Origin of the sequence: Streptomyces sp. NPDC007856, from assembly GCF_042868225.1 — a bacterium.
GTDB lineage: Bacteria > Actinomycetota > Actinomycetes > Streptomycetales > Streptomycetaceae > Streptomyces.
The window spans coordinates 192,087-205,267 of the sequence record NZ_JBIAEC010000001.1 but is presented as its reverse complement, the minus strand read 5'-3'; the positions used below and the strand labels follow the sequence as shown (position 1 = coordinate 205,267).

The following is a 13,181-nucleotide window of genomic DNA, read 5'->3' as shown; positions in this document are numbered from 1 at the left end:
CGGGTGAAGGGCGGACCCGCTCAGCTCAGGCGGAGCCTCAGGCCTCCGTCGACTCCTCAGCGGGAGTCTCGGCGGCGTCCTCGGCCTTGGTCTCCTCGACCTTGGCCTCCTCGGCCTCCTTGACCGCACGCTTGGTGGCGGCCTCGGCCTCGCCCACGGCCTTCTGCTGCACCGTCAGCGCCTCGACCAGCTCGATGACGGCCATGGGCGCGTTGTCGCCACGGCGGTTACCGATCTTGGTGATGCGGGTGTAGCCACCGGGACGGTTCTCGTACCGCGGGCCGATCTCGGTGAAGAGCGTGTGGACGATGCCCTTGTCCGTGATGACCTGGAGCACCTGACGGCGGTTGTGAAGGTCGCCCTTCTTCGCCTTGGTGATCAGACGCTCGGCGTACGGGCGCAGGCGGCGGGCCTTCGCCTCGGTGGTGGTGATACGGCCGTGCTCGAAGAGGCTCTTCGCCAGGTTCGCGAGGAGCAGCTTCTCGTGCGCGGCGCTGCCGCCCAGACGGGCACCCTTGGTGGGCTTCGGCATTGTTCTTCTCCTGTGTGTCTGCCCCGGCCGTGTCAGGTACCAGGGTCAGTATCTGAGCAGACGGTTGTCTGTCAGAGATCCGGGGTCCGCTGACGCGAACCCCGGAGGCTGTGGCGATCAGTACTGCTCGGTCTCCACGAAACCCGCGTCCGCGTCGTCGTCGGCGCCAAAGGCGTCAGCCGCGGCCGTGGGGTCGAATCCGGGCGGGCTGTCCTTGAGGGCCAGGCCCATGCCGGCCAGCTTCGCCTTGACCTCGTCGATGGACTTCGCACCGAAGTTGCGAATGTCGAGGAGGTCGGCCTCGGAGCGCGCGACCAGCTCACCCACGGAGTGGATGCCCTCGCGCTTGAGGCAGTTGTAGGAGCGGACCGTGAGCTCCAGCTCCTCGATCGGCAGCGCGAGGTCGGCGGCCAGGGCGGCGTCCGTGGGGGACGGGCCCATGTCGATGCCCTCGGCGTCGATGTTCAGCTCGCGGGCGAGACCGAACAGCTCGACCAGGGTCTTACCGGCCGACGCCATGGCGTCACGCGGACGCATCGCCTGCTTGGTCTCGACGTCGACGATCAGCTTGTCGAAGTCGGTGCGCTGCTCGACACGCGTGGCCTCGACCTTGTACGTGACCTTGAGCACCGGCGAGTAGATCGAGTCGACCGGGATACGCCCGATCTCCTGGCCCACCTGCTTGTTCTGCACGGCGGAGACATAGCCGCGGCCGCGCTCGACCGTCAGCTCCATCTCCAGCTTGCCCTTGCCGTTGAGCGTGGCGAGGACGAGGTCGGGGTTGTGCACCTCGACACCGGCCGGGGGCGCGATGTCGGCGGCGGTGACCAGACCCGGGCCCTGCTTGCGCAGGTACATCACGACCGGCTCGTCGTGCTCCGAGGAGACGACCAGCTGCTTGATGTTGAGGATCAGGTCGGTGACGTCCTCCTTGACGCCCGGCACGGTGGTGAACTCGTGCAGGACGCCGTCGATGCGGATGCTGGTGACAGCAGCGCCGGGGATCGACGACAGGAGCGTACGGCGGAGGGAGTTGCCGAGGGTGTAGCCGAAGCCCGGCTCCAGCGGCTCGATCACGAACCGGGAGCGGAACTCGTCGACGACCTCTTCGGTCAACGAGGGACGCTGAGCGATCAGCATGTGTGGATCAGATCCTTCATTCGTGGACGCCCGCTATTTGACGTCCTACGGAAACCGCACCCGTGAAAAGTGCGGGTACTGCAAGGGTACGGGCGGTACGACCCTTACGGAGCCGTACCGCCCGGAACCCACAGCCAGACGAAGCTGCCAGGCGTCAGACGCGGCGGCGCTTCGGCGGACGGCAGCCGTTGTGCGGGGTCGGGGTGACGTCCTGGATGGAGCCGACCTCGAGGCCCGTGGCCTGCAGGGAGCGGATCGCGGTCTCACGACCGGAGCCCGGGCCCTTGACGAACACGTCGACCTTGCGCATGCCGTGCTCCTGGGCGCGGCGGGCGGCCGACTCGGCGGCCATCTGCGCGGCGAACGGCGTGGACTTCCGGGAGCCCTTGAAGCCGACGTGGCCGGCGGAGGCCCAGGAGATCACGTTGCCGGACGGGTCCGTGATGGAGACGATCGTGTTGTTGAACGTGCTCTTGATGTGCGCGTGGCCGTGAGCGACGTTCTTCTTTTCCTTGCGGCGCACCTTCTTGGCAGCGCCCTGACGACCCTTGGGGGGCATCTACTAACTCCTACGGGAGGTGGTCGGTCCTACAGCGAAGACCGTGGACAGGTGTCCGCTGCGGACTACTTCTTGCCCGGCTTCTTCTTGCCGGCGATGGCGCGACGCGGGCCCTTGCGGGTACGGGCGTTGGTGCTGGTGCGCTGACCGCGGACGGGCAGACCGCGACGGTGACGCAGACCCTGGTAGCAGCCGATCTCGACCTTGCGGCGGATGTCGGCCTGGATCTCGCGACGGAGGTCACCCTCGGTCTTGATGTTGTTGTCGACGTACTCACGAATCGCGACGAGCTGCTCCTCGGAGAGGTCGCGAACGCGGGTGTTCGGGTCGACGCCGGTCGCAGCCAGCGTCTCCTTCGAGAGGGTCCGGCCGATGCCGAACACGTAGGTGAGGGCGACCTCCACGCGCTTTTCGCGCGGGATGTCAACACCGGAAACGCGTGCCATTCAATGGCTCCTGGTGATCTTCGGAGGTCTTCCGCAGAACCGGCTCCCAGTCGCCGTATCAGGTACGAACTGGGTCCCCGGCCTCCGAACCGGGGGTGTCGAGCTGGTGGGCTCGGGTTCTGCGTATGAACATATTCAGCTCGCGTCGCGCGAATCTCTGCGATAGAGGTGCAGAGGGTTAGGTCGTGCGTCAGCCCTGGCGCTGCTTGTGGCGCGGGTTCTCGCAGATGACCATGACCCGACCGTGACGGCGGATCACCCTGCACTTGTCGCAGATCTTCTTGACGCTCGGCTTGACCTTCATTGGATTGAGGTTCTCCGGGTCAGTGCCACCACCCCGTGGGAGCGGGATGCGGGCAAGATCTACTTGTAGCGGTAGACGATCCGGCCACGCGTCAGGTCGTACGGAGACAGCTCCACCACGACCCGGTCGTCAGGGAGGATGCGGATGTAGTGCATACGCATCTTGCCGCTGATGTGTGCCAGGACCTGGTGGCCGTTCTGGAGCTCGACCTTGAACATCGCGTTCGGAAGAGACTCGACGACAGTGCCCTCGATCTCGATGGCACCTTGCTTCTTGGCCACGCTTCGCCCTTCGAATCGACTACCTTGTTCGACTCAGGTCGCAGTCCCATGCTTGCAGGCATGAGGGTGCACAAGAGCCGACGAGTCAGTCTACGTCGGCGCACCGTGAAAGGCGAATCGAGACAGTCTGCCCCAGCCGGGAGATCACTAACCGAGCGGATCGGGAGCGGCGGTGTTCCGTACTCCGCCAGCTTGGCCCTGCCGCGCCCCTTCCTTGACGCCGGCCACCGACCGGCGGTTGCGGGCGGGGCCGCCATCAGCCGAGCGGGTCCGGGGCGGTCGAGATGCCGTACTCCGCCAGCTTGGCCCTGCCGCCGTCCGGGGCGGTGAGGACCAGGGGACCCTCCGCGGTCAGGGCGACCGAGTGTTCCCAGTGCGAGGACCAGGTGCCGTCCGTCGTGATGACCGTCCAGTCGTCCGACAGGACCTCCGTGCGCGGGGTGCCGAGGGAGACCATCGGCTCGATCGCGAGGCAGAACCCGGGCACCAGCTTGGGGCCCTTGCCGCGGCGGCGGTCGACGTAGTTCAGCAGATGCGGGTCCATGTGCATCTCGGTGCCGATGCCGTGGCCGCCGTAGTCCTCGATGATCCCGTACTTGCCGCCGCCCGGCTTCGGCTGGCGGCGGATGTACGTCTCGATGGCCTTGGAGACGTCGACCAGGCGGTTGCCCTGCCTCATGGCCGCGATGCCGGCCCACATCGACTCCTCCGTCACCCGGGACAGCTCGATCAGCTCCGGAGCGTGACCGGAGCCCACGAACGCCGTGTAGGCCGCGTCGCCGTGCCAGCCGTCGACGATCGCGCCGCAGTCGATGGAGATGATGTCGCCGTCCTTGAGGACGACCTCGTCGGAGGGGATGCCGTGGACGACGACATCGTTCACGGACGTGCAGATGGTGGCGGGGAAGCCGCCGTACCCCAGGAAGTTCGACTTGGCGCCGTGCTCGGCGAGAACCTTGCGGGCGACCTCGTCCAGGTCCTTGGTGGAGGCGCCGGGCACCGCGGCCTCGCGGGTGGCCGCGTGGATGGCGGCGACGACCAGGCCCGCCGCACGCATCTTCGCGATCTGCTCGGGCGTCTTGATCTGCACCATGGGGGGCCTGCGCTCTCCGTCACTCACATCGGCTGGGGTATCTGTACAACAGTACGGCCGCGGCACCCGGGAGGGCGCCGCGGCCGTAAGAGCCGGGATCTTAGCTCTCGGCCTTCTCGCGCTTGAGGGCCTCCAGGGCCCGCTGCGTGATCTCGTCCACGGGACCCAGGGCGGAGATCGTCACGACCAGGCCCTGCGCCTTGTAGTAGTCGATGATCGGCTCGGTCTGCGTGTGGTAGACCTCCAGCCGCTTGCGAACGGTGTCCTCGGAGTCGTCGTCGCGCTGGTACAGCTCACCGCCGCAGACGTCGCACACGCCCTCCTTCTTCGGCGGGCTGTACGTCACGTGGAAGACGTGCGCGGACTCGTTGCGGCAGACGCGCCGGCCGGCGATCCGCTTGACGACCTCGTCCTCCGGGACCTCCAGGTCCAGGACCGCGTCCAGCTTGATGCCCTCGGTCTCCAGGAGCTGGTCCAGCGCCTCGGCCTGCGACACATTGCGCGGGAAGCCGTCCAGCAGGAAGCCCTTCTCGGCGTCCGGCTGCTCCATGCGGTCCTTGGCCATGGCGATGGTGACCTCGTCGGGGACGAGGTTGCCGGCGTCCATGTAGGACTTCGCGAGCTTGCCCAGCTCGGTCTGCTGGCTGATGTTGGCCCGGAACAGGTCGCCCGTGGAGATGTGCGGGATGGCCAGCTTCTCGGCGAGGCGGACGGCTTGCGTTCCCTTACCGGCACCCGGCGGCCCGACGAGGACGATACGCATCAGCGGAGGAACCCTTCGTAATTGCGCTGCTGGAGCTGGCTCTCGATCTGCTTCACCGTCTCGAGACCGACACCCACGATGATCAGGATGCTGGTTCCGCCGAACGGGAAGTTGTTCGTCGCCCCGAACCCGACCAACGCCATTGTTGGCACGAGAGCAATCAGACCCAGATACAGCGAACCCGGCCAGGTGATCCGGTTGAGCACGTAGCTGAGGTACTCAGCGGTCGGTCGGCCAGCCCGGATGCCCGGGATGAAGCCACCATACTTCTTCATGTTGTCGGCGACTTCTTCGGGGTTGAAGGAGATCGCCACGTAGAAGAACGCGAAGAAAACGATGAGCAAGAAGTACAGAGTGATGTAAATCGGGTGGTCGCCCTTGGTCAGGTTGTTCTGGACCCAGTTCTTCCAGCCCGAGTTGCCCCCCGCGAACTGCGCCACGAGCGCCGGGATGTAGAGCAGCGAGGAGGCGAAGATGACCGGAATCACACCCGCCTGGTTCACCTTGAGCGGGATGTACGTGGACGTACCACCGTAGGAACGACGGCCGATCATGCGCTTCGCGTACTGCACCGGGATGCGGCGCTGGGCCTGCTCGACGAAGACGACGAGCCCGACCATGACCAGGCCGACCAGGATGACCGTGCCGAACTCGATCCAGCCGCCGGCCAGGGTGCCCTGCTTCTTGATGGCCCACAGCGCGGACGGGAAGGTCGCGGCGATCGAGATGAACATCAGGATCGACATGCCGTTGCCGATGCCGCGGTCGGTGATCAGCTCACCGAGCCACATCACGACGCAGGTGCCGGCGGTCATGCAGACGACCATCGTGATGGTCGTGAAGATCGCCTGGTCCGGGACGATGCTCGCGGCGACCGAGCAGCCGTTGAACAGCCGGCCGGTGCGGGCGGTGGCGACCAGGCCGGTGCCCTGCAGGATGGCGAGCGCCACCGTCAGGTACCGGGTGTACTGCGTGATCTTCGCCGTACCGGCCTGGCCCTCCTTCTTGAGGGCTTCCAGGCGCGGGATGACCACGGTCAGCAGCTGAAGGATGATGCTGGCCGTGATGTAGGGCATGATGCCGAGCGCGAAGACCGTGATCTGCAGCAGCGCACCGCCGCTGAACATGTTCACGAGGCCGAACAGGCCCTGGTTGGCCCCGGCCTCGGTCACACACTGCTGGACGGCCTTGTAGTTGACGCCGGGGATCGGGATGTGGGTACCGACCCGGTAGACCACGATGATGGCCAGCGTGAAGAGCAGCTTCTTGCGCAGGTCGGGCGTCCTGAACGCCCGGGCGAACGCGGTGAGCACGGTGCCTCCTGCGACCCCCGCGCAACTGCGTCAAGGGTGACGGTCTTGAGGTTCGACGGATACAGACGAATAGCTAACGGTCAACTGCCGCTCAGGGTGCCCCATGGGAGCAGCCGAAAAAAGTAGGCAGTGCTGGCCACCTTACCGGCGAGAGCACCACCCTTGGAACGACCGACCGGGGATACCCCTTTTGTGGAGTATCCCCGGTCGGGATCGTTCACGTCATCGAGGGACCTGAGGAACTCAGACCAGCTCGGTGACCGTACCGCCGGCGGCGGTGATCTTCTCCTTGGCGGAGCCGGAGACGGCGTCGACCGTCACCTGCAGCGCCACGGAGACCTCGCCCTGGCCGAGGACCTTGACGAGGCTGTTCTTGCGAACGGCACCCTTGGCCACCAGACCCTCGACGGTGACCTCGCCACCCTCGGGGTAGAGCGCGGCCAGCTTGTCGAGGTTCACGACCTGGTACTCGGTCTTGAACGGGTTCTTGAAGCCCTTCAGCTTCGGGAGGCGCATGTGCAGCGGCATCTGGCCGCCCTCGAAGCGCTCCGGAACCTGGTAGCGGGCCTTGGTGCCCTTGGTACCACGACCGGCCGTCTTACCCTTCGACGCCTCACCACGACCGACACGGGTCTTGGCGGTCTTGGCGCCCGGGGCGGGACGGAGGTTGTGGATCTTCAGCGGGTTCTGCTCCGCCATGATCAGTCGACCTCCTCGACCGTCACGAGGTGGCGGACGGTGTGCACCATGCCGCGGAACTCGGGGCGGTCCTCCTTGACGACCACGGTGTTGATCCCCTTGAGACCAAGCGACCGCAGGGTGTCACGGTGGTTCTGCTTGCTGCCGATGTAGGACTTGACCTGCGTGATCTTGAGCTGCGCCATGATTACGCACCCGCCCCGGCACGCGCACGGAGCAGAGCCGCGGGAGCGACGTCCTCGAGCGGCAGACCACGGCGGGCCGCGATCTCCTCGGGACGCTGCAGACCCTTCAGGGCCTCCACGGTCGCGTGCACGATGTTGATGGCGTTGTCGGAGCCGAGCGACTTCGACAGCACGTCGTGGATACCGGCGCACTCGAGCACGGCACGCACCGGACCACCGGCGATAACACCGGTACCCGGGGACGCGGGCTTGAGCAGCACGACGCCGGCAGCCTTCTCACCCTGGATGGGGTGCGGGATGGTGCCCTGGATCCGGGGGACCTTGAAGAAGTGCTTCTTGGCCTCCTCAACACCCTTGGCGATGGCGGCCGGCACCTCCTTGGCCTTGCCGTATCCGACACCCACGGTGCCGTCACCGTCGCCCACCACGACCAGCGCGGTGAAGCTGAAGCGACGACCACCCTTCACAACCTTGGCGACGCGGTTGATCGCGACAACGCGCTCAACGTACGCGGTCTTCTCGGCGGCAGCAGCGCCGCCGTCACGGCCCTTCCGGTCCCGCCGCTCGCCGCCACCGGCACCGCCACCGCGGCGCTGGGGTCCAGCCATTGGAATTACCTCTCTCTTTTTCCGCTAGCTACGGAACCGGCTCAGAACTTGAGCCCGGCCTCGCGGGCGGCGTCCGCCAGGGCGGCGATGCGCCCGGCGTACTGGTTACCACCACGGTCGAACACGACGGCCTCGACACCGGCGGCCTTGGCACGCTCGGCGACCAGGGCGCCGACCTGCTTGGCCTGCGCGGACTTGTCGGCCTCGCCACCACGGATCGACGCGTCCAGGGTGGACGCCGACGCCAGGGTGTGACCCTTCAGGTCGTCGATCACCTGCGCCACGATGTGGCGGTTGGAGCGGGTCACGACCAGACGGGGGCGCTCCGCCGTACCGGCGATCCGCTTGCGGATCCGGATGTGACGGCGCTTGATCGCGGCGCGCTTGTAGGCGTCGCCCTTGAGGATCTTCTGCCCGTATGCCATGGCTTACTTACCCGCCTTTCCGACCTTGCGGCGGATGACTTCGCCCTCGTACTTGACGCCCTTGGCCTTGTACGGGTCGGGCTTGCGCAGCTTGCGGATGTTGGCCGCAACCTCGCCGACCTTCTGCTTGTCGATGCCCTCGACCGAGAAACGGGTCGGGGACTCCACCTTGAAGGTGATGCCCTCGGGGGCCTCGACGAGGATCGGGTGGCTGTAACCGAGAGCGAACTCCAGGTTCGAACCCTTGGCGGTCACTCGGTAACCGACACCGCTGATCTCGAGCTTCTTCACGTAACCCTGGGTCACGCCGGTGATCATGTTCGCCACCAGCGTGCGGGAGAGGCCGTGCAGGGCCTTGCTCTGACGCTCGTCGTTCGGGCGGGTCACCGACAGGGTGCCGTCCTCGCCCTTAGCGATGTCGATCGGAGCCGCGACGGTGTGGGACAGCGAGCCCTTGGGGCCCTTGACCGACACCGTACGGCCGTCGATGGTGACGTCCACGCCGGCGGGAACCGCGATGGGGAGCTTGCCGATGCGCGACATAGCTGTTTCCTCCGTTCCCTTCTGCTACCAGACGTAGGCGAGGACTTCCCCACCCACGCCCTTCTTGCCGGCCTGCTTGTCGGTGAGGAGCCCGTGGGACGTGGAGATGATCGCCACGCCCAGGCCGCCGAGCACCTTCGGCAGGTTGGTGGACTTCGCGTACACCCGGAGACCGGGCTTGGAGATCCGCTTGATGCCCGCGATGGAGCGCTCACGGTTGGGGCCGAACTTCAGCTCCAGGACGAGGTTCTTGCCGACCTCGGCGTCCTCGACCTTCCAGCCCGTGATGAAGCCCTCCTGCTGGAGGATCTCCGCGATGTGCGACTTGATCTTCGAGTGCGGCATCGCCACGGAGTCGTGGTACGCCGAGTTCGCGTTCCGCAGACGCGTCAGCATGTCTGCGATCGGATCAGTCATGGTCATGAATTGGCCTTCGGCCTCTCTCGCCGGGGTTTCCTGGTGCGCCATCCCTCTCCCCGATCCGAGACGGGACGGGTGCGGCGCGGTGGACCTACGGCGTAGTAAGTCGTACGGGCGGCGACAGACGCCCAACCCCACAAGCCTAAGGCATGCGAGCTGGGCGTCTGACCGCCCTATCTACTTACCGAGAGCCTTGGTGTTCCCGAATTGCCGGGACTACCAGGAGCTCTTGGTCACGCCCGGCAGCTCGCCACGGTGAGCCATCTCACGAAGGCACACGCGGCAGAGGCCGAACTTGCGGTACACGGAGTGCGGACGGCCGCAGCGCTGGCAGCGGGTGTAGCCACGCACACCGAACTTGGGCTTGCGAGCAGCCTTGGCAATCAGAGCCTTCTTCGCCATCTCGCTCACGCCTCCTTGAACGGGAAGCCGAGGTGACGAAGGAGCGCGCGGCCCTCAGCGTCGTTGGTCGCCGTGGTGACCACGGTGATGTCCATGCCCCGGGTACGGTCGATCTTGTCCTGGTCGATCTCGTGGAACATGACCTGCTCCGTGAGACCGAAGGTGTAGTTGCCACGGCCGTCGAACTGCTTGGGGGACAGGCCGCGGAAGTCGCGGATGCGCGGCAGCGCGAGCGACAGGGTGCGGTCCAGGAACTCCCACATGCGGTCGCCACGGAGCGTGACGTGGGCACCGATCGGCTGGCCCTCACGCAGCTTGAACTGCGCGATGGACTTGCGGGCCTTGGTGACGGCCGGCTTCTGACCGGTGATGGTGGTCAGGTCGCGGATCGCGCCCTCGATCAGCTTCGAGTCACGGGCGGCGTCGCCGACACCCATGTTGACCACGATCTTGACGAGGCCGGGAACCTGCATGACGTTCTCGTACTTGAACTCGTCACGCAGCTTGCCCGCGATCTCCTCGCGGTACTTCTGCTTCAGACGCGGAGTGGTGGTGGTAGCCATCAGATGTCCTCACCCGTCCGCTTGGCAACGCGGATCTTGTTGCCCTCTTCGTCGAAGCGGTAGCCGACACGCGTGACGACCTTCTTGCCGTCCTTCTCCACGACCAGCTGGACGTTGGAGACGTGGATCGGCGCCTCGGTGGTCACGATGCCGCCGGCCTGGGAACCGCCAGCGGTCGGGCCGGCCTTGGTGTGCTTCTTGACCCGGTTGACACCCTCGACCAGGACACGGTCCTCGCGGGGGTAGGCCGCGATGACCTTGCCCTGCTTGCCCTTGTCCTTACCGGTGATGACCTGGACCAGGTCGCCCTTCTTGATCTTCATGCTTACAGCACCTCCGGCGCGAGCGAGATGATCTTCATGAACTTCTTCTCGCGCAGCTCACGGCCGACCGGGCCGAAGATGCGGGTGCCGCGAGGGTCGCCGTCGTTCTTCAGAATGACGGCGGCGTTCTCGTCGAAGCGGATGTACGAGCCGTCCGGACGGCGGCGCTCCTTGACGGTGCGAACGATGACCGCCTTGACGACGTCACCCTTCTTCACGTTGCCACCGGGGATCGCGTCCTTGACGGTGGCGACGATGACGTCACCGATGCCCGCGTAGCGGCGACCGGAGCCACCGAGCACACGGATGCAAAGGATCTCCTTCGCACCAGTGTTGTCGGCGACACGCAGTCGCGACTCCTGCTGGATCACGTCTATCTCCTGTTTGTCTGCCGGTTCCCGGCAGGGGCTTCAGTTACGAGAGCCCCTGCCGAGCCTGGCGGAACTGACCTGCGGGTTTGCCCCGCAGGAATTACTTGGCCTTCTCGAGGATCTCGACGACGCGCCAGCGCTTCGTCGCGGACAGCGGCCGGGTCTCCATGAGGAGGACGCGGTCGCCGACGCCCGCGGCGTTCTGCTCGTCGTGCGCCTTGAGCTTGTTGGTACGGCGGATGACCTTGCCGTACAGCGCGTGCTTGACGCGGTCCTCGACGGCGACGACGACGGTCTTGTCCATCTTGTCGCTGACGACGAGACCCTCACGGGTCTTGCGGAAACCGCGCGCCTCGGTGTTCTGCTCAGTCACGTTCTTCTCGCTCATCAGGCGTTCTCCACCGTCTCGATGCCGAGCTCACGCTCACGCATGAGGGTGTAGATCCGGGCGATGTCCTTGCGGACCGCCTTGAGACGGCCATGGTTCTCGAGCTGACCCGTCGCCGCCTGGAAGCGGAGGTTGAACAGCTCTTCCTTGGCCTCGCGGAGCTTCGCCAGAAGCTCCTCGTTGCCCAGCTCGCGCAGCTCGGACGCCTTGGTACCGGCCGACATCACGCTTCACCTGCCTCGCGCTTGACGATCCGGCACTTCATCGGCAGCTTGTGGGCCGCACGGGTCAGCGCCTCACGGGCGATCTTCTCGTTGGGGTACGACAGCTCGAACATCACGCGTCCGGGCTTGACGTTGGCGATCCACCACTCCGGAGAACCCTTACCGGAACCCATGCGGGTCTCGGCAGGCTTCTTGGTGAGGGGACGGTCCGGGTAGATGTTGATCCAGACCTTGCCACCACGCTTGATGTGACGCGTCATGGCGATACGAGCGGCCTCGATCTGACGGTTCGTCACATACGCCGGGGTGAGCGCCTGGATGCCGTACTCGCCGAACGCAACCGTCGTGCCACCCTTGGCAGCGCCGCTGCGCTTCGGGTGGTGCTGCTTGCGGTGCTTGACCCTACGGGGGATCAGCATGTCGGTCAGGCCTCCGTTCCGGTGCTCTCAGCCGGAGCGGCGGGGGCCTCGGCCTTGGGGGCCTCGGCGCCGGCAGCCTGCTGCGGCTTGCGACCGCGCCGCTCGCCACCGCGGCCACCACGGGCCGGGCGGTCGGCGCCACCGCGGGCCGGGCGGTTACCCGCACGGGCGGCAGCGTTCTCGGCGCGGACCTCGGCGATGTTCTTGACGTCGCCCTTGTAGATCCAGACCTTCACACCGATGCGGCCGAAGGTCGTCTTGGCCTCGAAGAAGCCGTAGTCCACGTTCGCGCGGAGCGTGTGCAGGGGCACACGGCCCTCGCGGTAGAACTCCGAGCGGGACATCTCGGCGCCGCCGAGACGGCCACCGCACTGGATCTTGATGCCCTTGGCGCCGGCCTTCATCGCCGACTGCATGCTCTTACGCATGGCACGGCGGAAGGAGACGCGGGAGGACAGCTGCTCGGCGACGGCCTGGGCCACCAGCTGAGCGTCCGTCTCCGGGTTCTTGACCTCGAGGATGTTCAGCTGGACCTGCTTGCCGGTCAGCTTCTCCAGGTCACCGCGGATGCGGTCGGCCTCGGCGCCGCGGCGGCCGATGACGATGCCCGGGCGAGCGGTGTGGATGTCCACACGGACGCGGTCACGGGTGCGCTCGATCTCCACCTTCGAGATACCGGCGCGCTCCATGCCGGACGTCATCATCCGACGGATGGCGACGTCTTCCTTGACGTAGTCCTTGTACAGCTTGTCGGCGTACCACCGGGACTTGAAGTCCGTGGTGACACCGAGCCGGAACCCATGCGGGTTAACCTTCTGGCCCATTACCGGGTTCCTTCCTTGCTGCTGACGACCACGGTGATGTGGCTGGTCCGCTTGCGGATCCGGTAGGCACGGCCCTGGGCACGCGGACGGAACCGCTTCAGGGTCGGGCCCTCGTCGACGAAGGCCTCGGAAACGAAGAGGCTGTCGACATCGGTGTGGTCGTAGTTGTGCGCGGCGTTGGCAATGGCGCTGTCGAGCACCTTGCCGACCGGTACCGAGGCTGCCTGCGGAGCGAATCGCAGAACAGCCTGGGCCTCCGTGGCATCCATGCCACGGATGAGGTCCACCACACGGCGGGCCTTCATGGGCGTGACGCGGATGTACCGCGCCTGGGCCCTGGCTTCCATGGTTGTCCC

Annotated in this window: 24 protein-coding genes; all 24 read right to left on the bottom strand. The window is 66.3% G+C overall.

The features are described 5' to 3' along the window. Nucleotides 1–37: 37 nt before the first annotated feature. On the bottom strand, nt 38–532 hold the full coding sequence (gene rplQ / locus ACFYOH_RS01095) for a 50S ribosomal protein L17 (RefSeq protein ID WP_388619640.1): 495 nt from the start codon (nt 530–532) through the stop codon (nt 38–40). 117 nt (nt 533–649) lie between these two features. Beyond that, nucleotides 650–1,672 carry a DNA-directed RNA polymerase subunit alpha gene (locus tag ACFYOH_RS01090; RefSeq protein WP_003966937.1) on the bottom strand — a complete coding sequence of 341 codons (1,023 nt, stop codon included), beginning with the start codon at nt 1,670–1,672 and terminating at the stop codon, nt 650–652. A gap of 154 nt (nt 1,673–1,826) precedes the next feature. After that, nucleotides 1,827–2,231: a 30S ribosomal protein S11 gene (rpsK, locus tag ACFYOH_RS01085; RefSeq protein ID WP_003956432.1), complete on the bottom strand. Its 405-nt coding sequence runs from the start codon at nt 2,229–2,231 to the stop codon at nt 1,827–1,829. Nucleotides 2,232–2,296: 65 nt separating this feature from the next. Next, nucleotides 2,297–2,677 carry a 30S ribosomal protein S13 gene (gene rpsM / locus ACFYOH_RS01080; protein WP_009300593.1) on the bottom strand — a complete coding sequence of 127 codons (381 nt, stop codon included), beginning with the start codon at nt 2,675–2,677 and terminating at the stop codon, nt 2,297–2,299. 190 nt (nt 2,678–2,867) lie between these two features. Beyond that, complete coding sequence (rpmJ, locus tag ACFYOH_RS01075) at nt 2,868–2,981, bottom strand: 50S ribosomal protein L36 (protein WP_003998809.1); 114 nt, start codon at nt 2,979–2,981, stop codon at nt 2,868–2,870. A 59-nt stretch (nt 2,982–3,040) separates the two neighbouring features. Then, complete coding sequence (infA, locus tag ACFYOH_RS01070) at nt 3,041–3,262, bottom strand: translation initiation factor IF-1 (protein WP_003948620.1); 222 nt, start codon at nt 3,260–3,262, stop codon at nt 3,041–3,043. A 256-nt stretch (nt 3,263–3,518) separates the two neighbouring features. Then, complete coding sequence (gene map / locus ACFYOH_RS01065) at nt 3,519–4,355, bottom strand: type I methionyl aminopeptidase (protein ID WP_388621019.1); 837 nt, start codon at nt 4,353–4,355, stop codon at nt 3,519–3,521. A 100-nt stretch (nt 4,356–4,455) separates the two neighbouring features. Beyond that, nucleotides 4,456–5,118: an adenylate kinase gene (locus tag ACFYOH_RS01060; RefSeq protein ID WP_388619636.1), complete on the bottom strand. Its 663-nt coding sequence runs from the start codon at nt 5,116–5,118 to the stop codon at nt 4,456–4,458. Further along, the gene (gene secY, locus ACFYOH_RS01055; protein ID WP_388619634.1) at nt 5,118–6,431 is read right to left on the bottom strand and encodes a preprotein translocase subunit SecY; all 1,314 of its coding nucleotides are present in this window, start codon (nt 6,429–6,431) and stop codon (nt 5,118–5,120) included. Before secY ends, ACFYOH_RS01060 begins: the two co-directional genes overlap by 1 nt. Before the next feature lie 243 nt (nt 6,432–6,674). Next, complete coding sequence (gene rplO / locus ACFYOH_RS01050) at nt 6,675–7,130, bottom strand: 50S ribosomal protein L15 (protein ID WP_030745257.1); 456 nt, start codon at nt 7,128–7,130, stop codon at nt 6,675–6,677. A gap of 2 nt (nt 7,131–7,132) precedes the next feature. Then, nucleotides 7,133–7,315, bottom strand: a complete 183-nt coding sequence (gene rpmD, locus ACFYOH_RS01045; protein WP_003998814.1) for a 50S ribosomal protein L30 — start codon at nt 7,313–7,315, stop codon at nt 7,133–7,135. A gap of 2 nt (nt 7,316–7,317) precedes the next feature. Further along, nucleotides 7,318–7,923 carry a 30S ribosomal protein S5 gene (gene rpsE / locus ACFYOH_RS01040; RefSeq protein WP_009190144.1) on the bottom strand — a complete coding sequence of 202 codons (606 nt, stop codon included), beginning with the start codon at nt 7,921–7,923 and terminating at the stop codon, nt 7,318–7,320. Between the two features lie 41 nt (nt 7,924–7,964). Then, on the bottom strand, nt 7,965–8,348 hold the full coding sequence (gene rplR, locus ACFYOH_RS01035) for a 50S ribosomal protein L18 (RefSeq protein WP_030641198.1): 384 nt from the start codon (nt 8,346–8,348) through the stop codon (nt 7,965–7,967). 3 nt (nt 8,349–8,351) lie between these two features. After that, nucleotides 8,352–8,891 (bottom strand): 50S ribosomal protein L6, encoded by a 540-nt coding sequence (rplF, locus tag ACFYOH_RS01030; RefSeq protein WP_388619630.1) that lies wholly within the window; start codon nt 8,889–8,891, stop codon nt 8,352–8,354. A 24-nt stretch (nt 8,892–8,915) separates the two neighbouring features. Continuing rightward, nucleotides 8,916–9,314, bottom strand: coding sequence for a 30S ribosomal protein S8 (gene rpsH / locus ACFYOH_RS01025; protein WP_004984520.1), 399 nt, complete (start codon nt 9,312–9,314; stop codon nt 8,916–8,918). 213 nt (nt 9,315–9,527) lie between these two features. After that, nucleotides 9,528–9,713, bottom strand: a complete 186-nt coding sequence (locus ACFYOH_RS01020) for a type Z 30S ribosomal protein S14 (protein ID WP_003948630.1) — start codon at nt 9,711–9,713, stop codon at nt 9,528–9,530. Between the two features lie 5 nt (nt 9,714–9,718). After that, on the bottom strand, nt 9,719–10,276 hold the full coding sequence (gene rplE / locus ACFYOH_RS01015; RefSeq protein WP_061920719.1) for a 50S ribosomal protein L5: 558 nt from the start codon (nt 10,274–10,276) through the stop codon (nt 9,719–9,721). Next, on the bottom strand, nt 10,276–10,599 hold the full coding sequence (gene rplX, locus ACFYOH_RS01010) for a 50S ribosomal protein L24 (RefSeq protein ID WP_388619626.1): 324 nt from the start codon (nt 10,597–10,599) through the stop codon (nt 10,276–10,278). The genes rplE and rplX overlap by 1 nt, the downstream gene beginning before the upstream one ends. Before the next feature lie 2 nt (nt 10,600–10,601). After that, nucleotides 10,602–10,970 (bottom strand): 50S ribosomal protein L14, encoded by a 369-nt coding sequence (rplN, locus tag ACFYOH_RS01005; protein WP_003998823.1) that lies wholly within the window; start codon nt 10,968–10,970, stop codon nt 10,602–10,604. Nucleotides 10,971–11,070: 100 nt separating this feature from the next. Next, nucleotides 11,071–11,358 carry a 30S ribosomal protein S17 gene (gene rpsQ / locus ACFYOH_RS01000; protein WP_055706472.1) on the bottom strand — a complete coding sequence of 96 codons (288 nt, stop codon included), beginning with the start codon at nt 11,356–11,358 and terminating at the stop codon, nt 11,071–11,073. After that, nucleotides 11,358–11,582, bottom strand: a complete 225-nt coding sequence (gene rpmC / locus ACFYOH_RS00995; protein WP_007494763.1) for a 50S ribosomal protein L29 — start codon at nt 11,580–11,582, stop codon at nt 11,358–11,360. Before rpmC ends, rpsQ begins: the two co-directional genes overlap by 1 nt. Next, nucleotides 11,582–12,001, bottom strand: a complete 420-nt coding sequence (gene rplP, locus ACFYOH_RS00990; protein WP_030967307.1) for a 50S ribosomal protein L16 — start codon at nt 11,999–12,001, stop codon at nt 11,582–11,584. The genes rpmC and rplP overlap by 1 nt, the downstream gene beginning before the upstream one ends. Nucleotides 12,002–12,006: 5 nt before the next feature. Continuing rightward, complete coding sequence (gene rpsC, locus ACFYOH_RS00985; RefSeq protein ID WP_055706471.1) at nt 12,007–12,825, bottom strand: 30S ribosomal protein S3; 819 nt, start codon at nt 12,823–12,825, stop codon at nt 12,007–12,009. Then, on the bottom strand, nt 12,825–13,172 hold the full coding sequence (rplV, locus tag ACFYOH_RS00980; RefSeq protein ID WP_351143382.1) for a 50S ribosomal protein L22: 348 nt from the start codon (nt 13,170–13,172) through the stop codon (nt 12,825–12,827). Before rplV ends, rpsC begins: the two co-directional genes overlap by 1 nt. Nucleotides 13,173–13,181: the final 9 nt, after the last annotated feature.

What these genes read in the sequence shown, in the direction of transcription:
- ACFYOH_RS01020 (WP_003948630.1), bottom strand. Translation starts at nt 9,713, where the DNA reads ATGGCGAAGAAGGCTCTGATTGCCAAGGCTGCTCGCAAGCCCAAGTTC.
- ACFYOH_RS01060 (WP_388619636.1), bottom strand. Translation starts at nt 5,118, where the DNA reads ATGCGTATCGTCCTCGTCGGGCCGCCGGGTGCCGGTAAGGGAACGCAA.
- rpmJ (WP_003998809.1), bottom strand. Translation starts at nt 2,981, where the DNA reads ATGAAGGTCAAGCCGAGCGTCAAGAAGATCTGCGACAAGTGCAGGGTG.
- rpsK (WP_003956432.1), bottom strand. Translation starts at nt 2,231, where the DNA reads ATGCCCCCCAAGGGTCGTCAGGGCGCTGCCAAGAAGGTGCGCCGCAAG.
- rplQ (WP_388619640.1), bottom strand. Translation starts at nt 532, where the DNA reads ATGCCGAAGCCCACCAAGGGTGCCCGTCTGGGCGGCAGCGCCGCGCAC.
- map (WP_388621019.1), bottom strand. Translation starts at nt 4,355, where the DNA reads ATGGTGCAGATCAAGACGCCCGAGCAGATCGCGAAGATGCGTGCGGCG.
- ACFYOH_RS01090 (WP_003966937.1), bottom strand. Translation starts at nt 1,672, where the DNA reads ATGCTGATCGCTCAGCGTCCCTCGTTGACCGAAGAGGTCGTCGACGAG.
- rpmD (WP_003998814.1), bottom strand. Translation starts at nt 7,315, where the DNA reads ATGGCGCAGCTCAAGATCACGCAGGTCAAGTCCTACATCGGCAGCAAG.
- rplX (WP_388619626.1), bottom strand. Translation starts at nt 10,599, where the DNA reads ATGAAGATCAAGAAGGGCGACCTGGTCCAGGTCATCACCGGTAAGGAC.
- rpsQ (WP_055706472.1), bottom strand. Translation starts at nt 11,358, where the DNA reads ATGAGCGAGAAGAACGTGACTGAGCAGAACACCGAGGCGCGCGGTTTC.
- rpmC (WP_007494763.1), bottom strand. Translation starts at nt 11,582, where the DNA reads ATGTCGGCCGGTACCAAGGCGTCCGAGCTGCGCGAGCTGGGCAACGAG.
- rplF (WP_388619630.1), bottom strand. Translation starts at nt 8,891, where the DNA reads ATGTCGCGCATCGGCAAGCTCCCCATCGCGGTTCCCGCCGGCGTGGAC.
- rplV (WP_351143382.1), bottom strand. Translation starts at nt 13,172, where the DNA reads ATGGAAGCCAGGGCCCAGGCGCGGTACATCCGCGTCACGCCCATGAAG.
- rplE (WP_061920719.1), bottom strand. Translation starts at nt 10,276, where the DNA reads ATGGCTACCACCACCACTCCGCGTCTGAAGCAGAAGTACCGCGAGGAG.
- rplR (WP_030641198.1), bottom strand. Translation starts at nt 8,348, where the DNA reads ATGGCATACGGGCAGAAGATCCTCAAGGGCGACGCCTACAAGCGCGCC.
- rpsE (WP_009190144.1), bottom strand. Translation starts at nt 7,923, where the DNA reads ATGGCTGGACCCCAGCGCCGCGGTGGCGGTGCCGGTGGCGGCGAGCGG.
- rpsM (WP_009300593.1), bottom strand. Translation starts at nt 2,677, where the DNA reads ATGGCACGCGTTTCCGGTGTTGACATCCCGCGCGAAAAGCGCGTGGAG.
- rpsC (WP_055706471.1), bottom strand. Translation starts at nt 12,825, where the DNA reads ATGGGCCAGAAGGTTAACCCGCATGGGTTCCGGCTCGGTGTCACCACG.
- rpsH (WP_004984520.1), bottom strand. Translation starts at nt 9,314, where the DNA reads ATGACCATGACTGATCCGATCGCAGACATGCTGACGCGTCTGCGGAAC.
- rplO (WP_030745257.1), bottom strand. Translation starts at nt 7,130, where the DNA reads ATGGCGGAGCAGAACCCGCTGAAGATCCACAACCTCCGTCCCGCCCCG.
- rplP (WP_030967307.1), bottom strand. Translation starts at nt 12,001, where the DNA reads ATGCTGATCCCCCGTAGGGTCAAGCACCGCAAGCAGCACCACCCGAAG.